The following is a 22,435-nucleotide window of genomic DNA, read 5'->3' as shown; positions in this document are numbered from 1 at the left end:
AAAAAAGGCTAAGGCTGCGGCAAAACCGCGGGCTTATAGCGGTTTTGCGCAAAGTTTCATTCTTTTAAGAGTTTTTAACAATTTGCCCCTGCTTTTACACAAGGGCAGTGCCTTACCAGGCCGGCACGCCACTGTGGAAGCGGAACTCCGGGTCCGGGGATTCGATCAGCTCCTGCTCGGCGGCCCGCACCTTGTCGATCACCTGGGCGATGTCCTTGGCGTCGCCGTACTGGTAGGCCAGCTTCAGGTAGCCCTGGTAGTGCCGGGCCTCGCTCTTGAGCAGGCCGAAGTAGAACTTGCCCAGTTCTTCGTCCAGGTGCGGCACCAGGGCTTCGAAACGCTCGCAACTGCGGGCTTCGATGAAGGCACCGACCACCAGGGTGTCCACCAGCTTCACCGGCTCGTGGCTGCGCACCACCTTGCGCAGGCCCGAGGCATAGCGCCCGGCGTGCAACTGGCGCAGTTCGACCTTGCGTCTTTTCATCAGGCGCATGACCTGTTCGTGGTGCACCAGCTCTTCCCGGGCCAGGCGCGACATCATGTTGATCAGGTCGACATGGGAGTGGTACTTGGCGATCAGGCTCAGGGCGGTGCTGGCGGCCTTGAACTCGCAGTTCTTGTGGTCGATCAGCAGGGTTTCCTGATCGGCCAGGGCCGCCTGGACCCAGGCGTCGGGGGTCCGACAGCCGAGGAAGTCATGAATTTCCGGAAAGTTCATCGGCGCATTTCCGAGCAATCCGCCACAGCAAGGCGAGCAATGGCGGCACTATCAGTGATCGATAACATGAGGCTCACGAGACAAATAAGGCTTCACAGCGAAAGGCTGGCGATTATACCGGCCACGTCGCAGACCACCAGCGGCCGCGCTTGATATGCATCAACATGCGGCGCGGGCGCCAGCAACTATAGTTGTGCACGCTGGGCCTGTTCCCGTTGGGTGGCGAGCCGCGTCGCTGGGCCAAACGGGAACAGACCCTAGCCGTTCATCCCTTTCCTGGAGACCCGATCATGCAAAGTATCCGCAGCATCCTGGTGGTCATCGATCCCACGCCTGGCGAAAGTCTCGCCCTCAAGCGCGCCAAGCTGATTGCCGGGGTCACCCAGGCCCATCTGCACCTGCTGGTCTGCGACAGGAAGCACGAGCATTCGGCGCTGCTCAGCGTGCTCAAGAGCAGCCTGAGCAGCGAAGGCTACAGCGTCACCACCGAACAGGCGTGGAACGAGAGCCTGCATGAAACCATCATCGACGTGCAGCAGGCCGAAGGCTGCGGCCTGGTGATCAAGCAGCACGTCCATGAAAACCCGCTGAAGAAGGTCCTGCTGACCCCGGCGGACTGGAAGCTGCTGCGCTACTGCCCGACCCCGGTGCTGCTGGTCAAGACCGCCAACCCCTGGGCCGGTGGCGTGGTCATGGCGGCCATCGACGTTGGCAACATGGACGGCGAGCACCGCACGCTGCATGCCAGCATCGTCGACCATGGCTTCGACATCGCCAGCCTGGCCAAGGCCCAGTTGCACGTGATCAGCGCCCACCCGTCACCGATGCTCTCGGCCGCCGATCCGGTGTTCCAGCTCAAGGAAACCATCGAGAAGCGCTATCGCGAGGAGTGCAAGGCGTTCCAGGCCGAGTTCGATATCGACGACAACCACCTGCACATCGAAGAAGGCCCGGCGGATGTGCTGATTCCCCACATGGCCCACAAGCTGGGGGCCGTGCTGACCATCATCGGCACAGTGGCCCGAACCGGACTGTCGGGGGCCTTGATCGGCAACACCGCCGAGGTGGTGCTCGATTCCCTGGACAGCGACGTGCTGGTGCTCAAGCCGGCGGACATCATGGATCACCTGGAAGAACTGGCGGCCAAGGCCTGAGCCCCTTTTAGGCAACGCCATCCCGCAACCTGCGCCGTCCATGACGGCGCTTTCGCTGGCAAGCCAGCTCCTACAACAACCCGATCGACTTCAACCCGTAGGAGCCGGCTTGCCGGCGAAGAGACCCTTGAGCCTTACACCGCCCTGACGGCCGCCTTCGCTGGCAAGCCAGCTCCTACAGCGGTATTTGCGTGAGAACCCTTGGTGTTGGGGCCGGCTTGCCGGCGAATGGCTCAGCCCAGGGCGTCCTTGAGAAAACCGGGGGCGATGTAGCGCTGGTAATGGGCTTCCGACAGCAGGAAGAACTCCCGATCAATGGCGTCGCGCAACTCCGGCAGCGCCCAATCGCGGAACTCCGGCAACAGCACCATCCCGTAGGCGTCGAGCTGGTTGATCACCCGCGCGCCCCGGGCAATCAGTTGGTAGGCCCAGCAGTATTCGGACTGGTGCGGCACGAAACGGATCTTGCGCTGCTCCAGTTGCCCGCGCAGGCGCGCCGGGTCGAAGACTTCCAGCTTGGCCGCCATCACCTGCACCAGCAGTTGCTCAAGACGCAACCAGACCGCGCGCTTTTCCTCTTCGTTGTAACCATTCCAGTTGATCACTTCGTGATGGAAACGCTTGCAGCCACGGCACACCAGATCTCCGTAGACAGTGGAGCAGAGGCCGACGCAGGGGGTCTTGATGGTCTGATTGGGCATAGAGAAACAACACACGCAAAGGCAAAACAGTCGGCAATGTTAGCCCTTTGTCTAAGATTGATCACCCCTCAAACTTCAATCCGGCAACTTACGTTGAGACTTTTTTTGCCGTAGAATCAGCCAGCCTTTTTAGGCGCCAATGTCCGTTTGAAGCTGTTTTCAAAGCGTCACGAGCACAGTCGTTCCTTCAGAGCGGTGTTGGCGAGGGATTTTTCCAGCGGGGAAAAATCCAGCGCCAACCCTCATCAGCTCCCCGTTCTGCAGGCGTAAAACTTTGAAAGCAGCTTCTGTAAGGAATTGTCGGTAATTCTGGCTAAGTGGCGCACAACGCCACGCAGCGCATGAGTACGGCAATTTCGGGATGAGCGTCCCGGACACCCATTTGGGACCACTGATGAGGGTAATACTGTGCTTGAAGCCTACCGCAAACATATCGAAGAGCGCGCAGCACTGGGTATCGTTCCCCAGCCGCTAAACGCCGAACAAACTGCAGGCCTGGTCGAGCTGCTGAAGAATCCCCCGGCTGGCGAAGAAGCCTTCCTCGTTGACCTGATCACCAACCGCGTTCCACCAGGAGTGGACGAAGCCGCCTACGTCAAGGCCGGTTTCCTCTCCGCCGTCGCCAAGGGCGAAGCCACTTCGCCGCTGATCGACAAGAAGCGTGCCGTCGAGCTGCTGGGCACCATGCAGGGCGGCTACAACATCGCCACCATGGTCGAGCTGCTGGACAACGCCGAACTGGCCAGCGTTGCTGCCGCCCAGCTCAAGCACACCCTGCTGATGTTCGATGCGTTCCACGACGTTGCCGAAAAAGCCAAGGCAGGCAATGCCCAGGCCAAGGCCGTGCTGGAATCCTGGGCCGCCGGCGAGTGGTTCACCAACAAGCCCGCCATCGCCGACAAGTACAGCCTGACCGTATTCAAGGTTCCTGGCGAAACCAACACCGACGACCTGTCCCCTGCCCCGGACGCCTGGTCGCGCCCTGATATCCCGCTGCACGCCCTGGCCATGCTGAAAATGGCCCGTGACGGCATCGTGCCTGAGCAACAAGGCGCCATCGGCCCGCTCAAGCAGATCGAAGAAGTCAAGGCCAAGGGCTTCCCGGTTGCCTACGTCGGCGACGTGGTGGGTACCGGTTCCTCGCGTAAATCGGCCACCAACTCGGTGCTGTGGTTCTTCGGCGACGACATCCCTTACGTGCCGAACAAGCGCGCCGGTGGCTTCTGCTTCGGCTCGAAAATCGCCCCGATCTTCTACAACACCATGGAAGACGCCGGCGCCCTGCCGATCGAGTTCGACGTGTCGAACCTGAACATGGGCGACGTGATCGACGTCTACCCGCACGCCGGCAAGGTCTGCAAGCACGGTAGCGACGAAGTCATCACCACCTTCGAACTCAAGACTCCGGTACTGCTGGACGAAGTTCGCGCCGGCGGCCGTATCCCGCTGATCGTCGGCCGTGGCCTGACCGAAAAGGCCCGCGCCGAGCTGGGCCTGGGCCCAACCGACCTGTTCAAACTGCCTGAAGCACCTGTCGATACCGGCAAGGGCTACACCCTGGCACAGAAGATGGTCGGCAAGGCCTGTGGCCTGGCCAAGGGCAAGGGCGTGCGCCCTGGCACCTACTGCGAACCGAAGATGACCACCGTCGGCTCCCAGGACACCACTGGCCCGATGACCCGTGACGAGCTGAAAGACCTGGCCTGCCTGGGCTTCTCCGCCGACCTGGTGATGCAGTCGTTCTGCCACACCGCGGCCTATCCGAAGCCGATCGACGTCACCACCCACCACACCCTGCCCGACTTCATCATGACTCGTGGCGGCGTGTCCCTGCGTCCGGGCGACGGCATCATCCACTCGTGGCTGAACCGCATGCTGCTGCCGGACACCGTCGGCACCGGTGGCGACTCCCACACCCGTTTCCCGATCGGCATCTCGTTCCCGGCCGGTTCCGGCCTGGTGGCCTTCGCCGCCGCCACTGGCGTGATGCCACTGGACATGCCGGAATCGATCCTGGTTCGCTTCAAGGGCAAGCTGCAGCCTGGCGTCACCCTGCGTGACCTGGTCCACGCCATTCCTTACTACGCGATCCAGAAAGGCCTGCTGACCGTCGAGAAGAAAGGCAAGAAGAACGCCTTCTCCGGCCGCATCCTGGAGATCGAAGGTCTGGAAACCCTGACCGTCGAGCAAGCCTTCGAACTGTCCGACGCCTCGGCTGAACGTTCGGCTGCCGGTTGCACCATCAAGCTGTCCAAGGAATCGATCGCCGAGTACCTGAAGTCCAACATTACCCTGCTGCGCTGGATGATCGGCGAAGGCTACGGCGATGCCCGGACCCTGGAGCGTCGCGCGCAAGCGATGGAAGCCTGGCTGGCCAACCCCGAGCTGCTGGAAGCCGACAAGGACGCCGAGTACGCCGAAGTCATCGAGATCGACCTGGCCGACGTCAAGGAGCCTGTGCTCTGCGCGCCGAACGACCCGGACGACGCTCGCCTGCTGTCCAGCGTTGCTGGCCAGAAGATCGACGAAGTGTTCATCGGTTCCTGCATGACCAACATCGGTCACTTCCGCGCGGCCGGTAAGCTGCTGGATCAGGTCAAGGGCCAGCTGCCAACCCGTCTGTGGCTGTCGCCGCCGACCAAGATGGACGCTCACCAGCTGACCGAGGAAGGCTACTACGGCATCTACGGCAAGGCTGGCGCGCGCATGGAAATGCCGGGCTGCTCGCTGTGCATGGGTAACCAGGCACGTGTAGAACCGAACAGCACCGTGGTGTCGACCTCGACCCGTAACTTCCCGAACCGTCTGGGCGATGGCGCCAACGTCTACCTGGCTTCGGCCGAGCTGGCGTCGGTGGCTTCGATCCTGGGTCGCCTGCCGACCGTCGAGGAGTACATGGAATACGCCGGCAAGATCGACAGCATGGCGGCGGACGTGTACCGCTACCTGAGCTTCGACCAGATCGCCGAGTTCCGTGAAGCTGCAGCCAACGCCAAGATCCCGGTGGTGCAAGCCTAAGGTTCTAGCGTTGTAAAAAAGAGCGCCGCGTATTCCACGATACGCGGCGTTTTTTTATGCCTGCGTTTTGCCTCAGCTTTCGCCGTGCCTGAGCGCCAGGGACAACAGCGCCGAAGCGCAACTGATCAGCGCTGCCGCCAGAAAGGCCGCCTGATAGCCGGCCAGTTCCGCCGCAACGGGCGGCACCGTGCCCGCCAGATCGCCACTGACGCCATGGGCCAGTGCCACCAGCAGCGCCAGGCCAATGGCTCCACCCAACTGCCGCGCGGCATTCTGCAGCCCCGCCGCCAACCCGCAATCCCCTTGCGGCACCCCTGAAAGCACCGCCTGGGTGGCGCTCATCAGGGTCAGGCCGCACCCCACTCCGGTGAGCAGCGTCGGCAGCAGCAGGTCGTGCAGCATCGAAGGTTGTGCCGGCAAGCCGTACAGCCAGGCCAGGCCCAGCGCCGAAATCAGCCCGCCGAACAGCGGCAGGCGCGTGCAGCCCGCCTCGCGCAGGCGCCGCGAAAGCATCGCCGCAACGGCCAGGGCCAGAGCCAGAGGCAACAGCGCCAGCCCGGTATCCCAGGCATCGAGCCCGACCACCCGCTGCAACGCCTGGGACAGGAAATAGGTGGAACAGGTCAACACCGCACCCAAGCCGCCGATCATCAGCATGCCGATGGGCACATTGCGCAGGCGCAGAATCTCCAGCCTTACCAGGGGCTCCGAAGCCCGACGCTGCACCACCACGAACAGCACCAATGCCAGCACAGCTACCCCCAGCGCAGCCTGCACCCAGGGATCGTTCCAGCCGTCGCGGGTCGACTGCGCCAGGGCGAAGATCAGCGCACCCAGTGCCAGGGTCACACTCAGCGCCCCGGGCACATCGAGGCTCTGGCGGCGAACGTCGGCAGCCCGCGGGTTGAGCAAGGCCCCAACCACCGCCATCAGCAACAGCGCCACCGGCACGTTTACCCACATCACCCAGCGCCAGCTGTAGAGGCTGGTCAGCAGCCCGCCGGCGACCACGCCAAAGGCCGAGCCCAAGGCCGCACAGGCCGCCCACAGGCCAATAGCCCGTTCACGCCCGGCGCCCTTGGGGTGTCCGGCCATGATTACCGCCAGGGGTGAAGTGGCCAGCGCCGCCGCGGCGAAACCCTGGACCGCGCGGGCGCTCAGCAGCATCCAGGCGCTCTGGGCCATGCCCCCAACCAGGCTGGCGAGGCTGAACAGCGCCAGCCCCCACAGCAGCAGTGCCCGGCGTCCGTAAAGGTCACCGGCCCGGGCTGCCAGCAGCATGAAACCGCCCAGCAGCAACAGGTAGGCGTCCACCACCCACTGCAATTGCACAGCGGACAACGCCAGCTCCTGACGCATGGCCGGCAGCGCGATATTCACGATGGCGCCGTCCATCACCACCATGAAGGCGCAGACACAGGCAACCAGCGTCGCCACCCAGGAAGGCGTGCCGCGCCTCAATAAAGCGGGGGCGGCCGGAAGGGAAACAGATGACATGGGCATTCCTCGAAGTCAGGGGCTGGCAAGCAGCCGGTAAGGGTCTGGACTGAATTCTGCGCCCTGGAAGACAATGAGCAGGTAACGGCAACCCTCCGACAAATAGTGAAAAGTGTTCAAGATGACCGACTTCGACGCCGCCGTGCCCGACGACCTCAGCGAATGGTGTGCCGGACCCGATGTCATCGCCCTGCGTGGCGATGACCGCCCCGCCAGCGAGTTTCGTCTCGGCACCCGCGAATACGACTGGCACCAGCACGCCCGGGGGCAGGTGTTCTGCGTGGAAACCGGGATGATCCAGGTCAGGACCGCCCATGGTGCCTGGCTGCTGCCACCGCAGCGCGCCGGCTGGATGCCGCCGGGGGTGGCGCATCAGATCCGCGTCAGCGGTGCCCTCACCGGCTGGAGCCTGCTGCTCTCGCCCAGCGCCAGCCGGCAGTTGCAGGACAGGCCCTGCGTGCTGGGGATCTCCAGCGTGTTGCGGGTGCTGGTGGAGCGCGCTGCGGGCTGGAGCGGCCAGGCTCGCCTGGGGCCCGAGCAGGCGCGGATCAGCGCGGTGATACTCGATGAACTGCGCGGCGCCGCGCCGCAGCCCTTGCACTTGCCGCTGCCCAGCGAACCCCGGCTGCTGAAGATTGCCCAGGCCATTCTGGACAACCGCGACAGCCAGTGGACCCTCAAGGATTGGGCTGCCTGGGGCGCGATGTCGGCCAGCACCCTGCGGCGCCTGATGCTGGCACAGACCGGCCTGAACTTCGCCCGGTGGCGCCAGCAGGCACAACTGGCGCTGGCCCTGGAGATGCTGGCCCGCGGGGTGGCGGTCAATCAGGTGGCGGATGCCCTTGGCTACGCCTCGGCGAGCAACTTCATCGCCATGTTCCGCCGGGCCTTTGGCGATTCCCCCGCCCGCTACTTCGCGGTGCGGCCCGGTGCCTGAGGCCGCTCGCGCAAGCTGAGGGCAGCGCCGCTCAGTGCCAGTGCCTGGCCTGGGCCTGGCCGCTCCAGCTCTGCAGGCTTTCCTGCAGGGTATCGTCGACACTGGTGCCGCTGAGCAGCACCTGGTACTGGCTGCTCGATGGCAAGGCCGCCAGGGCCTCCTTGGCGTCATGCTTGAGACGGGCCAGGGCCAGGCGCTTGTGCTCCAGGCTGACCTGGCGGAAGAACTCGTCCAGGGCCTCGATGCTGGTGCCGTCCAGGTTCGGCGACTCTTCCAGGCTGAGAATGACGCTGTGAATCGGCGTCTGCGCATGGCGGATAAGGCGCAAGGCGCCGCCCAGGATGCGCTCGGCGTTGGCGAAGAACAGCGCCTCCCCCGGTCGCAGGATCAGCACCCCCGGCACTTGCCGCGCCTGGGGATGGCGGCTCAGGTCGACAAAGTCATGGCCACTGCCCAACTGGCCGAGGATCTGGATATCCGCCGCCGACAGCTGGCGCAGCATCAGCAGGATGCTCACCCCCACCGACAGCAACAGACCGTCCAGCACCCCCAGCACCAGCACCGCCGCCACCGCGCAGATCACCAGGAAGCGATCCCGGCGCCAGATGAAATAGCGCCCCAGGGGCTGCAGGCTCAGGCCATGACCCAGGGCGTACATGACGATCGCCGCCAGCACCGGCTCCGGCGTCAGGGCGATGTAGGGCAATACCGTCAGCACGATCAGCAGCATCACCGCCGCCGCGGTCAGCCCCGCCAACCGCGAGCGCGCCCCGGCCGCCTCATTGGCGGATGTGGCGGAGTAGCCGGCACCGGCCGGCATGCCGTGAAACAACCCGGAAACCAGGTTGGCGGCGCCTAGGGCCAGCAGGTCGCGGTTGGACGACACCCGGTCGCCATGCTTGAGGGCCATGGAGCTGATGGAGCCATAGGATTCGGCATACAGGATCATCACCAGGGCAAACGCCAGCTCGCCCAGGCGCAACCAGTCGGCGAACGGCAGGTCCGGCAGGCTCGGCACCTCCAGCTTGAGTTCGATGGCACCGATCAGCGCCACCCCGTGGGCCGGCAGGTCGAACCATTGCCCGGCGCCAATACCGATCACCACCGCCACCAGCCCTCCGGGCACGTAGGGAATCCGCGAACAGATCGCCAGCACCAGCAAAGCCAGGGCCGCCACCGCCACGCCCACCCAGTTCCACTGCGGCCATTGCTCAAGCAACTGCGGCAGGAAACGCACCAGGTTGCCGGTACTCAAGTGGACCCCGACCACGGTGGCGAACTGCTTGAGGATGATGGTCAGCGCCAGGCCGAAGGCAAAACCGCGCAACACCGGCTTGGCAATGAACGCGGTGACGCCGCCCAGGCGAAACAGCCCCGCCAGAATGAAGAACGCCCCGGTCAGCAGCACCAGGGCGAACCCCAGGCTCAGGCGCAGTTGCGCGTCGCCATCGGACAGCGACAGGGTCGCCGCCGCCAGCACCGCCGCCGATGACGAGGTGGCCGAGACGATGGCAAAGCGGCTGGTGCCGAACAGGCCGTAGCACAACAACCCGGCGAACAGGGCAATGACCCCGGCCTGGGGCGGCAAGGCGGCGATGCTGGAATAGGCCACCGCCTCGGGCAGCAACAGCCCGGCGATGGACAGGCCGGCCAGCAGGTCACGACTGCGCCGGGGCGCGGTTACCGGGGTGGCAGCGAACTGCCCTTGATCAGTCGACAATCTGGCCCACCCATCCTGGCAAGTAACGTGCGTCCTGGCTGCGCGCCAGCTTCATGGCCCGGGCCTGGACCTTGGCCCCCAACTTGCCCAGCGCCTGCTGTTCGATGCGCCGGCGAAAAAAGTCCGCCCAGAGAAATTCGCTGAACGGCGTGGTGTCCTTGGCAAAACCGCCGGCGCGGCGCAACAGCCCGGCCAGGCTGCGATAGGGATCATCCTGCAGGTCGAGGATGCGCGGGGGAATCCGCTCGAACGAACGCCGCACGCCCTGCGCGTCGTAAGGATGGGCCCATTGGTTGAACGCCATGACCTCCCAGAAGCTGTCCGCGTCGACAAAGGACAGGTCCTTGAGCACCAGCAGCGACACCTCATTCACCTGTTCCTGCAGCAGGGCCATGCCGAAGTGATGATGGTCGACGATGTAGTAGCGCTGCCGAGGACCCAGCACACAGGGAAACCAGTGATCCTCCAGGGCTGCCGTCCGCGCCTTGCGCTTGAGCTGCTGCCACATCCGACGCTTGGCATCGACTTCGGCCAGGCCCACGGTGAGTTGGGTCGGGTGCAGCGTATCCAGGCGGGCACGGATCAACTGCGGGTGAGCACGGGCCATGCAATGACTCCAGACAGGAACAAAATCATCAGCTTAGACCTTTATTCGCCGCCGCAAACGATCCCGGTCAATGCCTTGAACGACAACGCCGCCGGCGCTGTGAAGCGCCGGCGGCGTTGTCTGTGGGAACTGGCCTGGTAGCGCGGGCGCCCGCCAGGGCGCCGCACCACTCAAGAAGCCAGCGAGTACACGAGGGCGGTAATCGCCACCAGGCCCACCAGGGTCACGAACACGTTGGACGCCTGGCCGCGATAGCGGGCCATGGCCGGCACCTTGCGGATGGCATACATCGGCATCAGGAACAGGATCGCCGCGATGACCGGGCCGCCCAGGGTTTCGATCATCCCCAGGATGCTCGGGTTGAGGGTGGCCACCGCCCAGCAGATCACCAGCATGAAGGCCGCGGTGACCCGATCCAGGGTTTTCGCCGCCGGCCGCCGGCCGCTCTTGATGATCAGGCCCTTGAGACCTTCGCTGGCCCCGATGTAGTGACCGAGGAACGACTTGGCAATGGCCACGAAGGCAATCAACGGCGCGGCGAAGGCGATGGTCGGATTGTTGAAGTGGTTGGCCAGGTAGGACAGGATCGACAGGTTCTGCGCCTTGGCTTCCGCCAACTGCGCCGGGCTCAGGGTCAGCACGCAACTGAAGACGAAGAACAGCACCATGCCCACCATCAGCAGGTGGGCGCGGGACAGGATCTGCGAGCTGCGCTCTTCGGCGTGCACGCCATAACGACGCTTCTGGTCCACGGCAAAGGCCGAGATGATCGGCGAATGGTTGAACGAGAAGACCATCACCGGGATCGCCAGCCACAGGGTATGCAGGAAGGCCGAAGGTGCTGGCACGTCACTGGCGGTGGCGAGGATGCCGCCACTCCAGTGCGGAATCAGGAACACCGCGAGGAACGCCAGGGCGACGATGAACGGATAGACCATCAGGCTCATGGCCTTGACGATCACCTGCTCGCCGCAACGCACCACCACCAGCAGGCCGAAGATCAGCACCAGGGCCAGAATCGCCCGCGGTGGCGGCGCGATGTGCAACTGGTTGGTCATGAAACTGCCGACGGTATTGGTCAGGGCCACGCTGTAGATCAGCAGGATCGGGAAGATGGCAAAGAAGTACAGCAAGGTGATCAGGGCACCGGCCTTGATTCCGAAATGCTCTTCGACCACTTCGGTGATGTCCGCGCCGTCACGCCCGGAAAGCACGAAGCGGGTCAGGCCGCGGTGGGCGTAGAAGGTCATGGGGAAGGCCAGCAACGCCAGGATCAGCAGCGGCCAGAAGCCGCCGATGCCGGCATTGATGGGCAGAAACAGGGTACCGGCACCGATGGCCGTACCAAACAGGCCGAGCATCCAGGTGGTGTCTTGGCGGTTCCAGCTAGTCAGCGTTGCCGGGGCTGCTGGGGCTGCCGTTTCAAAGCGTTGATCAACGCTGTTGGCCTGATCATTCATCCGGTGGGATCTCCACATTCCGGTCGTTTGCCATCCGCCCGGGCGTGTCGGAGTACCCGACAGGCAGTGCCCGAGCGAAACAGAGGGGGCGCGATTGTCCGGGATTCCACGGGCGCTGCATAGACTCAGCTGAGGAACGGTTTGTGCGCTGCAGATATTTTTTTGTTTGATCGCCAAGCGTCTGGCCCGGCCCTCTCAGAGCCTGCCCCGCGGCCAGCGAGGGCGTCCGCCAGGGCGATGCACATCCGATGCTGCCCATTCGCCAGCAAGCCAGCACCTGAGGGTTGCGTTGACAGGGCTCACGACCAGACGGCATGATCGGACCCCATGAATATCTACGCGCTCAACCCTACCTCCACCACCACGACTGCCTTCGGCGGGTCGTGTGGTGGCTGTGCGGGATGATGCAAGCACAGTAAAACCAAGGCCCCGCCAGCAATGGACGGGGCCTTTTGTTTCTCCGTCCACCTGGCACTACAAGGAGAGACAAGATGCCTTTATCCAACGCCAAGCGTGCCCTGCTGGTCATCGACATGCAGGTCGGCCTGTTCAACGGACCGGACAAGCCCTACAAACGTGCGCAGGTCCTGGAAAACATCAATCAACTGATCCGCCGCGCCCGCCAGGCCGGAGCGCCGATCTTCGCCGTGCGCCACACCGGCCCGGCCGAATCGCCGATTGCCGCCGGCAGCCCGTTCTGGCAATTGCTGCCCAACCTGGAAGTGGATGAAGAGCTGGACTCTGTGCTGGACAAGACCCGCCCCAGCTGCTTTGTCGGCACCGGGCTGGTCGAGCGCCTGCAGGAGGCCCAGGTCAAGGAACTGGTGATCGTCGGCATGAAGACCCAGTACTGTGTCGATGCCACTTGCCGCGCCGCCGGCGACCTGGGTTTTGCCGCGCTGCTGGTGGAAGACGCCCACACCTGCATGGACACTCCCGCGCTGGGGGCGAAGAAGATCATCGCCCACCACAACGCCACCCTGAACGGCCCCTTCGTGCGCCTGGTCAAGACCCCTGACGTGCCCTTCTGATTCAAGCAGGCTGCACCACTGCCCCGGGGACGCCCACTCACGCGTTACGCCCCGGGACCAGTGCCGGCCAGGATTGCCAAAAACCCCGCAACCCCCCACCCTTGAGCCCTCGCCCCGGTCTTGGCACAGGCGCCCGAAGCTGTGCCATACCCTCCCTGCGCTGCTGAGCTATTCCCGAGGAGCCCCTTGATGCGTGCCACCGTCCTGGTCCTGGTTGAAAACGTCAACGCCTACCTGCCACTGCTCGAACAACAGGGCTTTCAGCTGATCCTGGCGCCCACCCCCGCCGAACGGGCCCGGGCCATCCGCGAACACGCCGAGCAGATCGACGCGGTACTGACCCGCGGCCCCCTGGGCCTGACCGGCGCGGAAATCGCCGCCCTGCCGAGGTTGCAGATCATCTGCGTGATCGGCGCCGGCTATGAAGAGGTCGACCTGCAAGCGGCAAGCAATCGGGGCATCGCGGTCACCAACGGCGCCGGGGTCAACGCGCCTTCCGTGGCCGATCATGCCCTGGCCCTGCTGCTGTCCCTGGTGCGCGGCATTCCCCAATCCGACGCGGCGATACGCCAGGGGCAATGGCCGAAAGTCCTGCGCCCGTCCCTGGCCGGCATGCGCCTGGGGATTCTGGGCCTCGGCGCCGTGGGCCAGGCCATCGCCCGACGCTGCGCCCAGGGGTTCGACATGCCGGTCAGCTATCACAGCCGCCAGCCACGCGCGGACCAGCCCTATCACTTCTATCCGAGCCTGGTGGAACTGGCCCGGGACTCGGACGCCCTGGTGATCGCCACTCCGGGCGGCGCCGACACCCGGCACCTGGTGGACCGCGAGGTACTGCAAGCCCTGGGCGCCGAAGGTTTCCTGGTGAACATCGCCCGGGCCAGCGTGGTGGATACCCACGCCCTGCTGCAGGCCTTGCAGCAACGACGAATAGCCGGCGCGGCCCTGGATGTGTTCGACGACGAACCCCAGGTCCCCGATGCCTTCAAGGTGCTCGACAATGTCGTCCTCACGCCCCATGTCGCCGGCCTGTCGCCCCAGGCCAGCCGCGACACCGTGGAGATGGTCGGCAAGAACCTGCTGGCCCACTTCGTCGGCCAGCCGCTGCTGACGCCCCTGAGCCTGCCGGCACCGAACTGACACCGCCCCCAGCAGCACCTATGCTCCCCGCTGGCATGCGTGGCAGCTGGCTTGCCAGCGAACACTTTAGATCCGCCCGCCTCGACTGCTCTTGCCCCGGCAAGGCGGCTCCCGCGGGACTGAGGGCCGGGCGATGAAGATTCAAACGCCTGTATCAAAAGCATTGATTGTCCAGCAACACCCGCACCTATAAAGGCCCGCTGTGATTGTGAGGGGCCGGTATGCGCATTAGATTAGTCAATAATCTCTGGCCTCCAGAATAAGCAGAAGGGATAAGCATGGCGCTTACAGACCAGTCCACCCGTACTCGCTCCGGCGAGGAAATCGACGCCAATCTGATCGACCCGTACCTCAAGGCGCACATTCCAGGCCTCACCGGCACGCCGCAGATCAGCCAGTTCCCGGGCGGAGCCTCGAACCTCACCTCCCTGCTGGAATACCCTGGGCAGGAATTCGTTCTGCGACGCCCGCCGTTTGGCCACAAGGCCAAGTCGGCCCACGACATGGGCCGCGAGTTCCGCATACTCAACCAGCTCAGGGAAGGTTTTCCCTACTGCCCCAAGGCCTATGTGCATTGCACCGACGAGTCGGTGATCGGCGCCGAGTTCTATGTCATGGAACGGGTCAAGGGCATCATCCTGCGCTCCGACCTGCCGCCGGAGCTGGGCCTTGACGCCAAGCAGACCGAAGCCTTGTGCAAGAGCTTCATCGACCGTCTGGTCGAGCTGCACCGGGTCGACTACAACGCCTGCGGCCTCGGCGACCTGGGCCGCCCCGAAGGCTATGTGCAGCGTCAGATCAAGGGCTGGAGCGACCGCTACGAAAAGGCCCTGACCCCGGATGCGCCGCACTGGGAGACGGTCAAGGCCTGGCTCAACGAGAAAATGCCCGCCGACCACCCGACCTCGAGCATCGTCCATAACGACTACCGCTTCGACAACGTGATCCTCGACCCCGAGAACCCGATGCGGATCATCGGCGTGCTGGACTGGGAGCTGACCACCTTGGGCGACCCGCTGATGGACCTGGGCAACAGCCTGGCGTACTGGATCGAAGCCGCCGACCCGGCGCCGGTGCAACTGATGCGCCGCCAACCGAGCAACGCCCCGGGCATGCTCACCCGCCAGCAGTTCGTCGACTACTACGCCGAGCGCTCGGGAATCGAGATCGGCAATTTCGACTTCTACTACACCTACGGCCTGTTCCGCCTGGCCGGCATCGTGCAGCAGATCTACTACCGCTTCTACCACGGCCAGACCCAGGACAAACGCTTCGCGCAGTTCATTCACATGAACAAGCTGCTGGAGCAGATGAGCCTGCAGGTCATCGATAAATCCAGCCTCTGACCGCGCCCCGGCGCTCGACAACCAAAACAAGGAAAAACCATGTCCAAGACTCAGTTGTTCGACCTCGACGGCAAGATCGCTTTCGTTTCCGGCGCCAGCCGCGGCATTGGTGAGGCGATTGCCAGGCTGCTGGCCCAGCAAGGTGCCCATGTGATCGTGTCGAGCCGCAAGCTCGACGGCTGCCAGCACGTGGCCGACGCGATCATCGCCGAGGGCGGCAAGGCCACGGCGATTGCCTGCCACATCGGCGAAATGGAACAGATCAGCCAGGTCTTCGCCGGGATTCGCGAACAGTTCGGGCGCCTCGACATCCTGGTCAACAACGCCGCCACCAACCCGCAGTTCTGCAACGTCCTGGATACCGACCTCGGGGCCTTCCAGAAGACCGTCGACGTGAACATCCGCGGCTATTTCTTCATGTCGGTGGAAGCCGGCAAGCTGATGCGCGAGAACGGTGGCGGCAGCATCATCAACGTGGCCTCGATCAACGGCGTTTCGCCGGGGATCTTCCAGGGCATCTACTCGGTGACCAAGGCCGCAGTGATCAACATGACCAAGGTCTTCGCCAAGGAATGCGCGCAGTTCGGCATCCGCTGCAACGCCTTGCTGCCGGGCCTGACCGACACCAAGTTCGCCTCGGCGCTGGTGAAGAATGACGCCATCCTCAAGACCGCCCTGGCGCAGATCCCCCTCAAGCGCGTGGCCGACCCCAGCGAAATGGCTGGCGCGGTGCTCTACCTGGCCAGCGACGCCTCCAGCTACACCACCGGCGTAGCGCTGAACGTGGACGGCGGCTTCCTCTCCTGAGGCCCGCTTGCACCACAGAAAAGGCAGCCCCCGGGCTGCCTTTTTCATTTCCCGTAGGAGCTGGCTTGCCTGCGGACAGGAGCTTGAACCAGCACAACCCTCACGGCCCTTTCGCCGGCAAGCCGGCTCCTACGGCGTCCTTCAAAATTTTAATTCCAGCAATTGCAATTAAAGAATATTTATTCCATAACTAGCGCTCCCTAGAACAATAATTCTGCAGGAGCGGTTATGCACGAACTTGGCATTGGCTTGATCGGCACCGGCTTCATGGGCCGGGCCCACGCCCTGGCGTTTCGCAGCGTCGGCGCGGTGTTCGAACTGCCGGTGCGCCTGCACCTGGCCGCCCTGGCCGATGCCGATGCGCAGCGCGCCGAGCATTGCGCCGGTGCCTGGGGCTTTGCCCGGGCCCACGGCGACTGGCAAGAGCTGATCGCCGATCCCCGGGTCAATCTGGTGGCCATCACCACCCCCAACCACCTGCACTTCCCCATGGCCATGGCGGCGTTGACGGCGGGCAAGGCGGTGTACTGCGAAAAACCCCTGGCGGTCAGCGTCGAGCAGGCCCGGCAGATGCACCAGGCAGCCCAGGCCGCGGGGGTGGTGACCCGGGTCGGCTACAACTACCAGCACAACCCGATGATCGTTCTCGCCCGGCAACTGATCGACCAGGGTGAGCTCGGGCAACTGGTGAGCTTCCAGGGCGAGTTCAGCGAAGACTTCATGGCCGACCCGGATTCGCCCTGGTCCTGGCGTTGCGACCCGCAGCACGCCGGCGGCGCCCTGGCGGACCTGGGCAGCCACCTGCTGGCCATGGCGCGCTTTCTCATGGGGCCGGTGCAGGCGGTGTGCGCCGACACCCAGACCGTGCACCTGCAACGCCCTGCCCAAGGCGGCAGCCAGCAACGCCGTGGCATAGAGGTCGACGACCAGGCCCACGCCCTGCTGCGCTTTGCCAATGGCGCCCGGGGCAGCATGAGCAGCAGCTGGATCAAGCACGGCTACAAGAACCACCTGAGCTTCGAGATCAGCGGCACCCTGGGCACCCTGGCCTTCGACCAGGAGCGGCTCAACGAACTGCGCCTGTACCGGGTCGGCCAGAAGGGATTTCAACGCCTGCTGGCCGGGCCCGACCTGCCCGGCTACGCCGCCTTCAGCCCGGCGCCGGGGCACCAGCTGGGCTACAACGAACTCAAGACCCTGGAGGTTCACGAACTGATCCTGGCCCTGTGCGGCCAGGGGCGGGACGGCACGGATTTTGGCGAAGCCTGGGAAGGGGAGCGTCTGGCGGCAGCGATCCGCACCTCCGCCGCCGAACAACGCTGGATGACATTGTAGGAACCGGCTTGCCGGCGAAGGCGATCTTGCGGGCCCCTTCGCTGGCAAGCCAGTGCCTACGGTTGGCGGTCAGCGAGGCGCGCGGCCAGGGCCTTGGCTTGCTGGGCGACGTCGGTGACCGCGGTGCTTTCCCACCACAGGCCACGCAACGGCGGGCCCATGGCGAACAGGCACGCGGATGCCTGGCCTTGGGCGTTGTGCACGGCGCCATCGGCCGTGGCGCTGATGCCCAGGGCCAGCGGACCAGGGGTCACCAGGCCGCGAGCCAGCAGTTGCTGGGGCAAGGGCCGCGCCACCCGGCGCCAGTCGTATTCGATGCCGCTGGAGTTGATCAGGGCATCGCCCGCCATCAACACGCTGTCCCGACTGCCGCGATAACGCAGGCGGATCGCCAGCCGGCCCTCCTCATCCGTCTCCAGGCCCTGATAGCTAGCAGCATGCACCCGCAACCGGCCTTGCTCTTGCAGCCGCGCCACCAGTTCCGCGCTCAAGGGCGGCGAGCGATGGTGATGGCTTTCCCACCAGGGCCGCACATGACGCACGAACTGGCGTTTCTGCGCCTCGCTGGCCTGGCTCCACAAGCGCCCGATATGGGCCCGCACCGTGTCCAGCGGCGCCTGCCAGTCGATACCCTGAGCCTGGGCCGCGCGGCACTGGCGCCGCAGCGCCCGGAGCAATTGCCGAGGGCTGCGAAGGCTCGGGTCGGCGGCGAGAAAATCCTCCCAGGCCGGCGGCTGGCGACGCACGTGCGGCAGCAGCCCATGCCGGGAAAACACCTCGATCGGCCCGCGATGGCCGGCCTGCTCCAGGGACACCACGGCGTCCACCATGGTCAGCCCGGAGCCGATGATCAGCACCCTGACCTGGGGATCGAGGCGGGCCATGGCGGCCACGTCCCAAGGGTCCAGCGCGGCGGCGTTAAGCCCACTGGAGCGGGTCTGTGGCGTGCGCGCCGCCGGGAACATGCCGGTGGCCAGCACCGCCACCGCGCCACGCAGTCGCCGGCCATCGGCCAGGGTCAGCAACGCGCCATCGGCGTCGGTTTCCAGGTCCACCGCTTCGCCCCGCACATGGGTCAGCGAGGAGCCCTGCGCCCTGCCCTGCGCTTGCGCCTGCGCCAGCCGTTGCTGGACATAGACACCAAACAGCCCGCGCGGCGGGAACAGTTCGCTGATCGGCACGTGCTGGCGATCCGACTCGGGCCAGCCGCCCTCGGCGATATGCCGGATCAACCATTGGGTCAGGTCGTCGGCGTTGTCCGGATCGACGCTCATGCGCGCGGCGTTGCCGTTCAGGGTGTGCCCCAGCTCCACGGCGCTGTAGGCCTCGCCACGCCCGAGCTCGCTGCGCGGCTCGACCACCAGGACCCGCCGCGAGCCCGGCAGGCGCAGCAATTGGGCCGCCAGCAAGGCACCGCTGAGGCCGCCGCCGACAATCAGAATTTCAGCATCACGGGTGGCAGGGTCTGCCTGTCCGCTAGGGTTCGGGTTCATGGAGTGCTCACGGTCAGTGTTTGCCCAGGTAGAAGTCCTGCAGATCGCCCCGGGCCAACAGTTGCTCGGCGGGACCGGACAGGGCCACGCGGCCGGTGTCCAGCAGGTAGGCATGGGAAGCGTATTTGAGCGCCAGATTAATGCTTTGCTCGGCGATCAGAAAGCTCACTCCCGCCTCGCGATTAAGCTGGGCGACGATCTGAAAAATCTCCTGGACGATAATAGGCGCCAAGCCCATGGACGGTTCGTCGAGCAGTACCAAAGTAGGACGAGTCATCAGCGCCCGGCCGATGGCCAGCATCTGCTGCTCGCCACCGGAGGTCAGCCCGGCCCGCACCCGGCGCTTGGTCAGAAGGCGCGGGAACCAGCTGTAGATGCGCTCCAGATCCTGTTCCAGCTGGCGCCGCCCGAGGCCGCGGACAAAGCCGCCGGCGCGCAGGTTGTCCTCCACCGTCAATTGCGCAAATACATGCCGCCCCTCCAGCACATGGACCATGCCCTGGCGCACCCGCTGGCTGGGGTCGACGCCGGCCAGGTCCTGCCCGGCGAAGGCAATGCTGCCTCGGCCAAGCTGCGCCCGTTCGGCCCGCACCAGCCCGGAAATGGCCTTGAGGGTGGTGCTCTTGCCCGCACCGTTGGCCCCCAGCAAGGCAACGATGGCGCCTTGCGGCACGCAGAGGGAGACCCCGGCCAGCGCCAGGATCGAGCCGTCGTAGATCACCTCGATATCCCGCACCTGCAGCAGGGTTTCGGCCACCGGGGCCGAGGCGCTGTGGCTCATGGCTCACTCATCCCCATTGCAGGTGCGCGGCACCAGGTGTTTTTCCTTGGCGAAGGCCGCCGCCTTTTCGTCGATCAACGGCCGCAGCAGGGCTCGGTCGGCGGCGATCCAGTCGCTGATCAGGGTCCAGTTGGCGCCATCCCACTGCTGCACCCGCGCCGCGCCACCGCCTTCATGATCGCGGCAGGACAGCTTGAGGTTCTGCATCAGTCCCAGGTAGCCCATGTCCTTGAGCCGCGCATCGTCGATATTCAAGTGCTCCAGGCCCCAGCGCCCTTCCTCGCCATTGAGCGGGCGCTGGCCGAACTTGCCCTGGGCGGTACGGATCGCCTCCACCGCCACCGCGGCGTTCACCAGGCCGGAGTTGTAGTACACGCTGCCGAAGTTCTTCAGGTCCTTGAGGTCGCTCTTGCCGGCGTCGAGAATGTACTGCTTGAGGCGCTTGTGGATTTCGAAGTCGCTGCCCGCCGGGTACGGCGTCAGCGCGAGGTAGCCCTTGGCGGCGGCACCGGCCGGCAACACGTCTTCACTGGAGCTGGCCCAGATGTCGCCGATGATGTGATCCACCGGGAAGCCGAAGCGCGCGGCGGTCTTCACCGCCACCGGGGTCGACACGCCCCAGGTGCGCAGGAACACCCAGTCCGGGTTCTGCTGGCGGATCTGCCGCCATTGCGCCGATTGCTCGTTGCCCGGGTCGGCCACCGGGATCTGGATGTTCTCGAAGCCGTATTTCTCCGCCAGCAGCTTCAGCGGCCCGAGGGTTTCCCGGCCATAGGCCGAGTCGTGATAGAGCGTGGCGATCTTCTTGCCCTTGAGCTTGTCGAACCCGCCCTCGCGCTGGGCAATGTAGTTCACCAGGGTCGAGGCCTCGCTGTAGAAGGTCAGCATCACCGGGAAGTTGTAGGGGAACACCGTGCCATCGGTGGCTTCGGTACGGCCGTAGCCGAGGGTGATCAGCGGGATCTTGTCGACCTCCGCGCGCTCGCTCAAGGCATAGGCCGCCGGCGCCCCGTTGGGCTGGTAGACCGCCACCGGCGCGCCATCCAGGCCCTTCTTGAAGCGCTCGTAGCATTCGATGCCCTTCTCCGCGGTCCATTCAGTCTCGCATTCCTGCCACACCAGCTTGACCCCGTTGATCCCGCCTTCCACCTGATTGATGTAGTTCAGGTAGTCGATCATCCCGGCCCACACCTGCACGCCGCTGGAGGCATAGGCACCGACCCGGTAGGTGGCCAGGGGGAAGAACTGCTGGTCCGGCGCGGCCTGGGTCACCGGGGTAATGGCCGCCGCCAGCAGCAACGCCGCGCCGGCCATGGAAGCTTTCAGGGATGCACGCATGTTGTCTCTCTCGTTCTTGAGTTGAATTCAGAAGCGCAGCGGCCAGTGCCCCAGGCGCTCGCGCAGGTTGCTCAGCAGGCGGATCAGGCCCTCGGGCTCCTTGATCAGGAACAGGATGATCAGCACGCCGAAAATGATTTTCTGCAGGTTCTGCAGCTGCCCGGCATCCACCGCGCCGCCCAGCAGCCACTGGCCGGCATGGCTGAGGAAGATCGGCAGCAGGCTGATGAAGGCGGCGCCGACGAAGTTGCCGGCCACGCTGCCCATGCCACCGATAATGATGATGAAGAGGATCTGGAACGAACGATTGATATCGAAGCTGCTGGCGCTGGCGGTGCCCAGGTAGGCAAAGGCCCACAGCGCCCCGGCGATGCCCAGGTAGAACGAGCTGACGGCGAAGGCCTGGCGCTTGTAGCGGGCCACCGGGATACCGATCACCGCGGCCGCGGTATCCATGTCGCGGATCGCCATCCAGTTGCGGCCCACCTGGCTGCGTACCAGGTTCTGCGCCACCCAGGTCAACAGCAGCACGGTCACCAGGGTCAGCAGGTAGCGCCCGGACGGGGTACCGAGGTCGTGCCCCCACAGGCTCAACTGCGGCGCCGAAATGGTGCCCGAGGAGCCGTAGTTGTAGAACCAGGGAAACTTGACGAACAGCCACTCCAGGAAGAACTGCGCCGCCAGGGTACTGACCATCAGGTAGAAGCCCTTGATCCGCGAGCTGGGCAGGCCGAACAGCCAGCCCACCAGGGCGCTGATCAGGCCACCGCCCAGCAGCGCCAGGGGCAGGCCGAGTTCCGGCAGGCGCAGCAGGAAGCCGTAGGTGGCGAAGGCCCCGACCGCCATGAAGCCGGCGGCGCCCACCGAGGTCTGGCCGGCATAACCGGTCAGCAGGTTGAGCCCGAGCCCGGCCAGGGACAGCACCAGGAACGGAATCAGGATCGCGTTGAGCCAATAGTCGTTGCCGAGCACCGGCACCACGCCGAAGGCCAGCAGCAACAGGCCGATCAAGCCCCAGGGCAGGCGCCGCTGGACCAGCAGCAACGGCGCGCTGGGCTGTGTCAGAAGAATGGACATCAATTCACACTCGCTCGATGGCCCGCTCGCCGAACAGGCCGGCGGGACGGATGTAGAGGAAGGCCAGGGCCAGGACATAGGCGAACCAGGGGCTGATGCCGCCGCCGATCAGCGGGCCCAGGTAGACCTCCGCCAGGTTCTCCGCAGCGCCGACGATCAGGCCGCCGGCAATCGCCCCGCCGATGGAGGTGAAGCCGCCGATGATCAGCACCGGCAGCGCCTTGAGCACCACCAGCGACAAGGAGAACTGCACCCCTTGGCGCGCGCCCCAGAGC

General features: G+C 65.1%; 18 protein-coding genes and 1 pseudogene. 8 read left to right on the top strand and 11 right to left on the bottom strand.

The window, feature by feature from the left end; all coding sequences use genetic code 11:
- Positions 1-112 precede the first annotated feature (112 nt).
- Positions 113-718 (bottom strand): tRNA-(ms[2]io[6]A)-hydroxylase, encoded by a 606-nt coding sequence (locus DNK59_RS22020; protein ID WP_092315271.1) that lies wholly within the window; start codon positions 716-718, stop codon positions 113-115.
- A gap of 290 nt (positions 719-1,008) precedes the next feature.
- On the opposite strand from DNK59_RS22020, the gene DNK59_RS22015 reads away from it, so the two are divergent.
- Entirely contained in the window at positions 1,009-1,872 is an 864-nt protein-coding gene (locus DNK59_RS22015; protein WP_092315273.1) for a universal stress protein, read from the top strand.
- 233 nt (positions 1,873-2,105) lie between these two features.
- Here DNK59_RS22015 and DNK59_RS22010 read toward each other — a convergent pair whose 3' ends face one another.
- The gene (locus tag DNK59_RS22010) at positions 2,106-2,573 is read right to left on the bottom strand and encodes a DUF1289 domain-containing protein (RefSeq protein ID WP_092315275.1); all 468 of its coding nucleotides are present in this window, start codon (positions 2,571-2,573) and stop codon (positions 2,106-2,108) included.
- A gap of 408 nt (positions 2,574-2,981) precedes the next feature.
- Here DNK59_RS22010 and acnB point away from each other — a divergent pair, with 408 nt between their 5' ends.
- Positions 2,982-5,591, top strand: a complete 2,610-nt coding sequence (acnB, locus tag DNK59_RS22005; RefSeq protein ID WP_110724592.1) for a bifunctional aconitate hydratase 2/2-methylisocitrate dehydratase — start codon at positions 2,982-2,984, stop codon at positions 5,589-5,591.
- Positions 5,592-5,663: 72 nt separating this feature from the next.
- On the opposite strand, the gene DNK59_RS22000 is transcribed toward acnB, so the two are convergent.
- Entirely contained in the window at positions 5,664-7,088 is a 1,425-nt protein-coding gene (locus tag DNK59_RS22000) for an MFS transporter (protein ID WP_110724591.1), read from the bottom strand.
- A gap of 121 nt (positions 7,089-7,209) precedes the next feature.
- Here DNK59_RS22000 and DNK59_RS21995 point away from each other — a divergent pair, with 121 nt between their 5' ends.
- Positions 7,210-8,025 (top strand): helix-turn-helix transcriptional regulator, encoded by an 816-nt coding sequence (locus tag DNK59_RS21995; RefSeq protein WP_110724662.1) that lies wholly within the window; start codon positions 7,210-7,212, stop codon positions 8,023-8,025.
- A 31-nt stretch (positions 8,026-8,056) separates the two neighbouring features.
- On the opposite strand, the gene DNK59_RS21990 is transcribed toward DNK59_RS21995, so the two are convergent.
- The 3 genes from DNK59_RS21990 to DNK59_RS21980 all read right to left on the bottom strand — a co-directional run bounded on the left by DNK59_RS21990 (position 8,057) and on the right by DNK59_RS21980 (position 11,812).
- Positions 8,057-9,745 (bottom strand): SulP family inorganic anion transporter, encoded by a 1,689-nt coding sequence (locus tag DNK59_RS21990; protein WP_110724590.1) that lies wholly within the window; start codon positions 9,743-9,745, stop codon positions 8,057-8,059.
- Positions 9,735-10,352: a ParB-like protein gene (locus tag DNK59_RS21985; protein WP_110724589.1), complete on the bottom strand. Its 618-nt coding sequence runs from the start codon at positions 10,350-10,352 to the stop codon at positions 9,735-9,737. The genes DNK59_RS21990 and DNK59_RS21985 overlap by 11 nt, the downstream gene beginning before the upstream one ends.
- 170 nt (positions 10,353-10,522) lie before the next feature.
- On the bottom strand, positions 10,523-11,812 hold the full coding sequence (locus tag DNK59_RS21980; protein WP_092315283.1) for a serine/threonine transporter: 1,290 nt from the start codon (positions 11,810-11,812) through the stop codon (positions 10,523-10,525).
- Positions 11,813-12,303: 491 nt separating this feature from the next.
- On the opposite strand from DNK59_RS21980, the gene DNK59_RS21975 reads away from it, so the two are divergent.
- From DNK59_RS21975 to DNK59_RS21955, 5 genes are all read left to right on the top strand, one after another.
- Positions 12,304-12,843 (top strand): cysteine hydrolase family protein, encoded by a 540-nt coding sequence (locus DNK59_RS21975; protein WP_110724588.1) that lies wholly within the window; start codon positions 12,304-12,306, stop codon positions 12,841-12,843.
- A 189-nt stretch (positions 12,844-13,032) separates the two neighbouring features.
- Complete coding sequence (locus tag DNK59_RS21970; protein WP_110724587.1) at positions 13,033-13,983, top strand: 2-hydroxyacid dehydrogenase; 951 nt, start codon at positions 13,033-13,035, stop codon at positions 13,981-13,983.
- 278 nt (positions 13,984-14,261) lie between these two features.
- Complete coding sequence (locus DNK59_RS21965; RefSeq protein ID WP_110724586.1) at positions 14,262-15,329, top strand: phosphotransferase family protein; 1,068 nt, start codon at positions 14,262-14,264, stop codon at positions 15,327-15,329.
- Between the two features lie 39 nt (positions 15,330-15,368).
- Positions 15,369-16,136: an SDR family oxidoreductase gene (locus DNK59_RS21960; RefSeq protein WP_110724585.1), complete on the top strand. Its 768-nt coding sequence runs from the start codon at positions 15,369-15,371 to the stop codon at positions 16,134-16,136.
- 228 nt (positions 16,137-16,364) lie between these two features.
- Positions 16,365-17,471, top strand: coding sequence for a Gfo/Idh/MocA family protein (locus tag DNK59_RS21955; RefSeq protein WP_110724584.1), 1,107 nt, complete (start codon positions 16,365-16,367; stop codon positions 17,469-17,471).
- Between the two features lie 56 nt (positions 17,472-17,527).
- Here the strand turns inward: DNK59_RS21955 and DNK59_RS21950 are convergent, their stop codons facing one another.
- The 5 genes and pseudogenes from DNK59_RS21950 to DNK59_RS21930 all read right to left on the bottom strand — a co-directional run.
- Positions 17,528-18,964: an FAD/NAD(P)-binding protein gene (locus DNK59_RS21950; RefSeq protein ID WP_110724583.1), complete on the bottom strand. Its 1,437-nt coding sequence runs from the start codon at positions 18,962-18,964 to the stop codon at positions 17,528-17,530.
- A gap of 13 nt (positions 18,965-18,977) precedes the next feature.
- Positions 18,978-19,745 carry an ABC transporter ATP-binding protein gene (locus tag DNK59_RS21945; RefSeq protein WP_092315297.1) on the bottom strand — a complete coding sequence of 256 codons (768 nt, stop codon included), beginning with the start codon at positions 19,743-19,745 and terminating at the stop codon, positions 18,978-18,980.
- A 3-nt stretch (positions 19,746-19,748) separates the two neighbouring features.
- On the bottom strand, positions 19,749-21,083 hold the full coding sequence (locus DNK59_RS21940; RefSeq protein WP_110724582.1) for an ABC transporter substrate-binding protein: 1,335 nt from the start codon (positions 21,081-21,083) through the stop codon (positions 19,749-19,751).
- A 27-nt stretch (positions 21,084-21,110) separates the two neighbouring features.
- Positions 21,111-22,160 (bottom strand): branched-chain amino acid ABC transporter permease, encoded by a 1,050-nt coding sequence (locus DNK59_RS21935; RefSeq protein WP_110724661.1) that lies wholly within the window; start codon positions 22,158-22,160, stop codon positions 21,111-21,113.
- A 4-nt stretch (positions 22,161-22,164) separates the two neighbouring features.
- Positions 22,165-22,435: pseudogene (locus DNK59_RS21930) on the bottom strand (branched-chain amino acid ABC transporter permease); the annotation flags it as partial.

This window comes from Pseudomonas sp. TKO26, from assembly GCF_003225665.1.
Lineage (GTDB): Bacteria > Pseudomonadota > Gammaproteobacteria > Pseudomonadales > Pseudomonadaceae > Aquipseudomonas > Aquipseudomonas saponiphila.
The sequence above is the reverse complement of the archived record's forward strand: the minus strand, read 5'-3'. Positions and strand labels throughout refer to the sequence as shown.

Bases quoted from the DNA above. Each gene is read 5' to 3' on its own strand.
- DNK59_RS22020 (WP_092315271.1), bottom strand. From the start codon at position 718: ATGAACTTTCCGGAAATTCATGACTTCCTCGGCTGTCGGACCCCCGAC.
- DNK59_RS22015 (WP_092315273.1), top strand. From the start codon at position 1,009: ATGCAAAGTATCCGCAGCATCCTGGTGGTCATCGATCCCACGCCTGGC.
- DNK59_RS22010 (WP_092315275.1), bottom strand. From the start codon at position 2,573: ATGCCCAATCAGACCATCAAGACCCCCTGCGTCGGCCTCTGCTCCACT.
- DNK59_RS22000 (WP_110724591.1), bottom strand. From the start codon at position 7,088: ATGTCATCTGTTTCCCTTCCGGCCGCCCCCGCTTTATTGAGGCGCGGC.
- DNK59_RS21995 (WP_110724662.1), top strand. From the start codon at position 7,210: ATGACCGACTTCGACGCCGCCGTGCCCGACGACCTCAGCGAATGGTGT.
- DNK59_RS21985 (WP_110724589.1), bottom strand. From the start codon at position 10,352: ATGGCCCGTGCTCACCCGCAGTTGATCCGTGCCCGCCTGGATACGCTG.
- DNK59_RS21980 (WP_092315283.1), bottom strand. From the start codon at position 11,812: ATGAATGATCAGGCCAACAGCGTTGATCAACGCTTTGAAACGGCAGCC.
- DNK59_RS21975 (WP_110724588.1), top strand. From the start codon at position 12,304: ATGCCTTTATCCAACGCCAAGCGTGCCCTGCTGGTCATCGACATGCAG.
- DNK59_RS21970 (WP_110724587.1), top strand. From the start codon at position 13,033: ATGCGTGCCACCGTCCTGGTCCTGGTTGAAAACGTCAACGCCTACCTG.
- DNK59_RS21965 (WP_110724586.1), top strand. From the start codon at position 14,262: ATGGCGCTTACAGACCAGTCCACCCGTACTCGCTCCGGCGAGGAAATC.
- DNK59_RS21960 (WP_110724585.1), top strand. From the start codon at position 15,369: ATGTCCAAGACTCAGTTGTTCGACCTCGACGGCAAGATCGCTTTCGTT.
- DNK59_RS21955 (WP_110724584.1), top strand. From the start codon at position 16,365: ATGCACGAACTTGGCATTGGCTTGATCGGCACCGGCTTCATGGGCCGG.
- DNK59_RS21950 (WP_110724583.1), bottom strand. From the start codon at position 18,964: ATGAACCCGAACCCTAGCGGACAGGCAGACCCTGCCACCCGTGATGCT.
- DNK59_RS21945 (WP_092315297.1), bottom strand. From the start codon at position 19,745: ATGAGCCACAGCGCCTCGGCCCCGGTGGCCGAAACCCTGCTGCAGGTG.
- DNK59_RS21940 (WP_110724582.1), bottom strand. From the start codon at position 21,083: ATGCGTGCATCCCTGAAAGCTTCCATGGCCGGCGCGGCGTTGCTGCTG.
- DNK59_RS21935 (WP_110724661.1), bottom strand. From the start codon at position 22,160: ATGTCCATTCTTCTGACACAGCCCAGCGCGCCGTTGCTGCTGGTCCAG.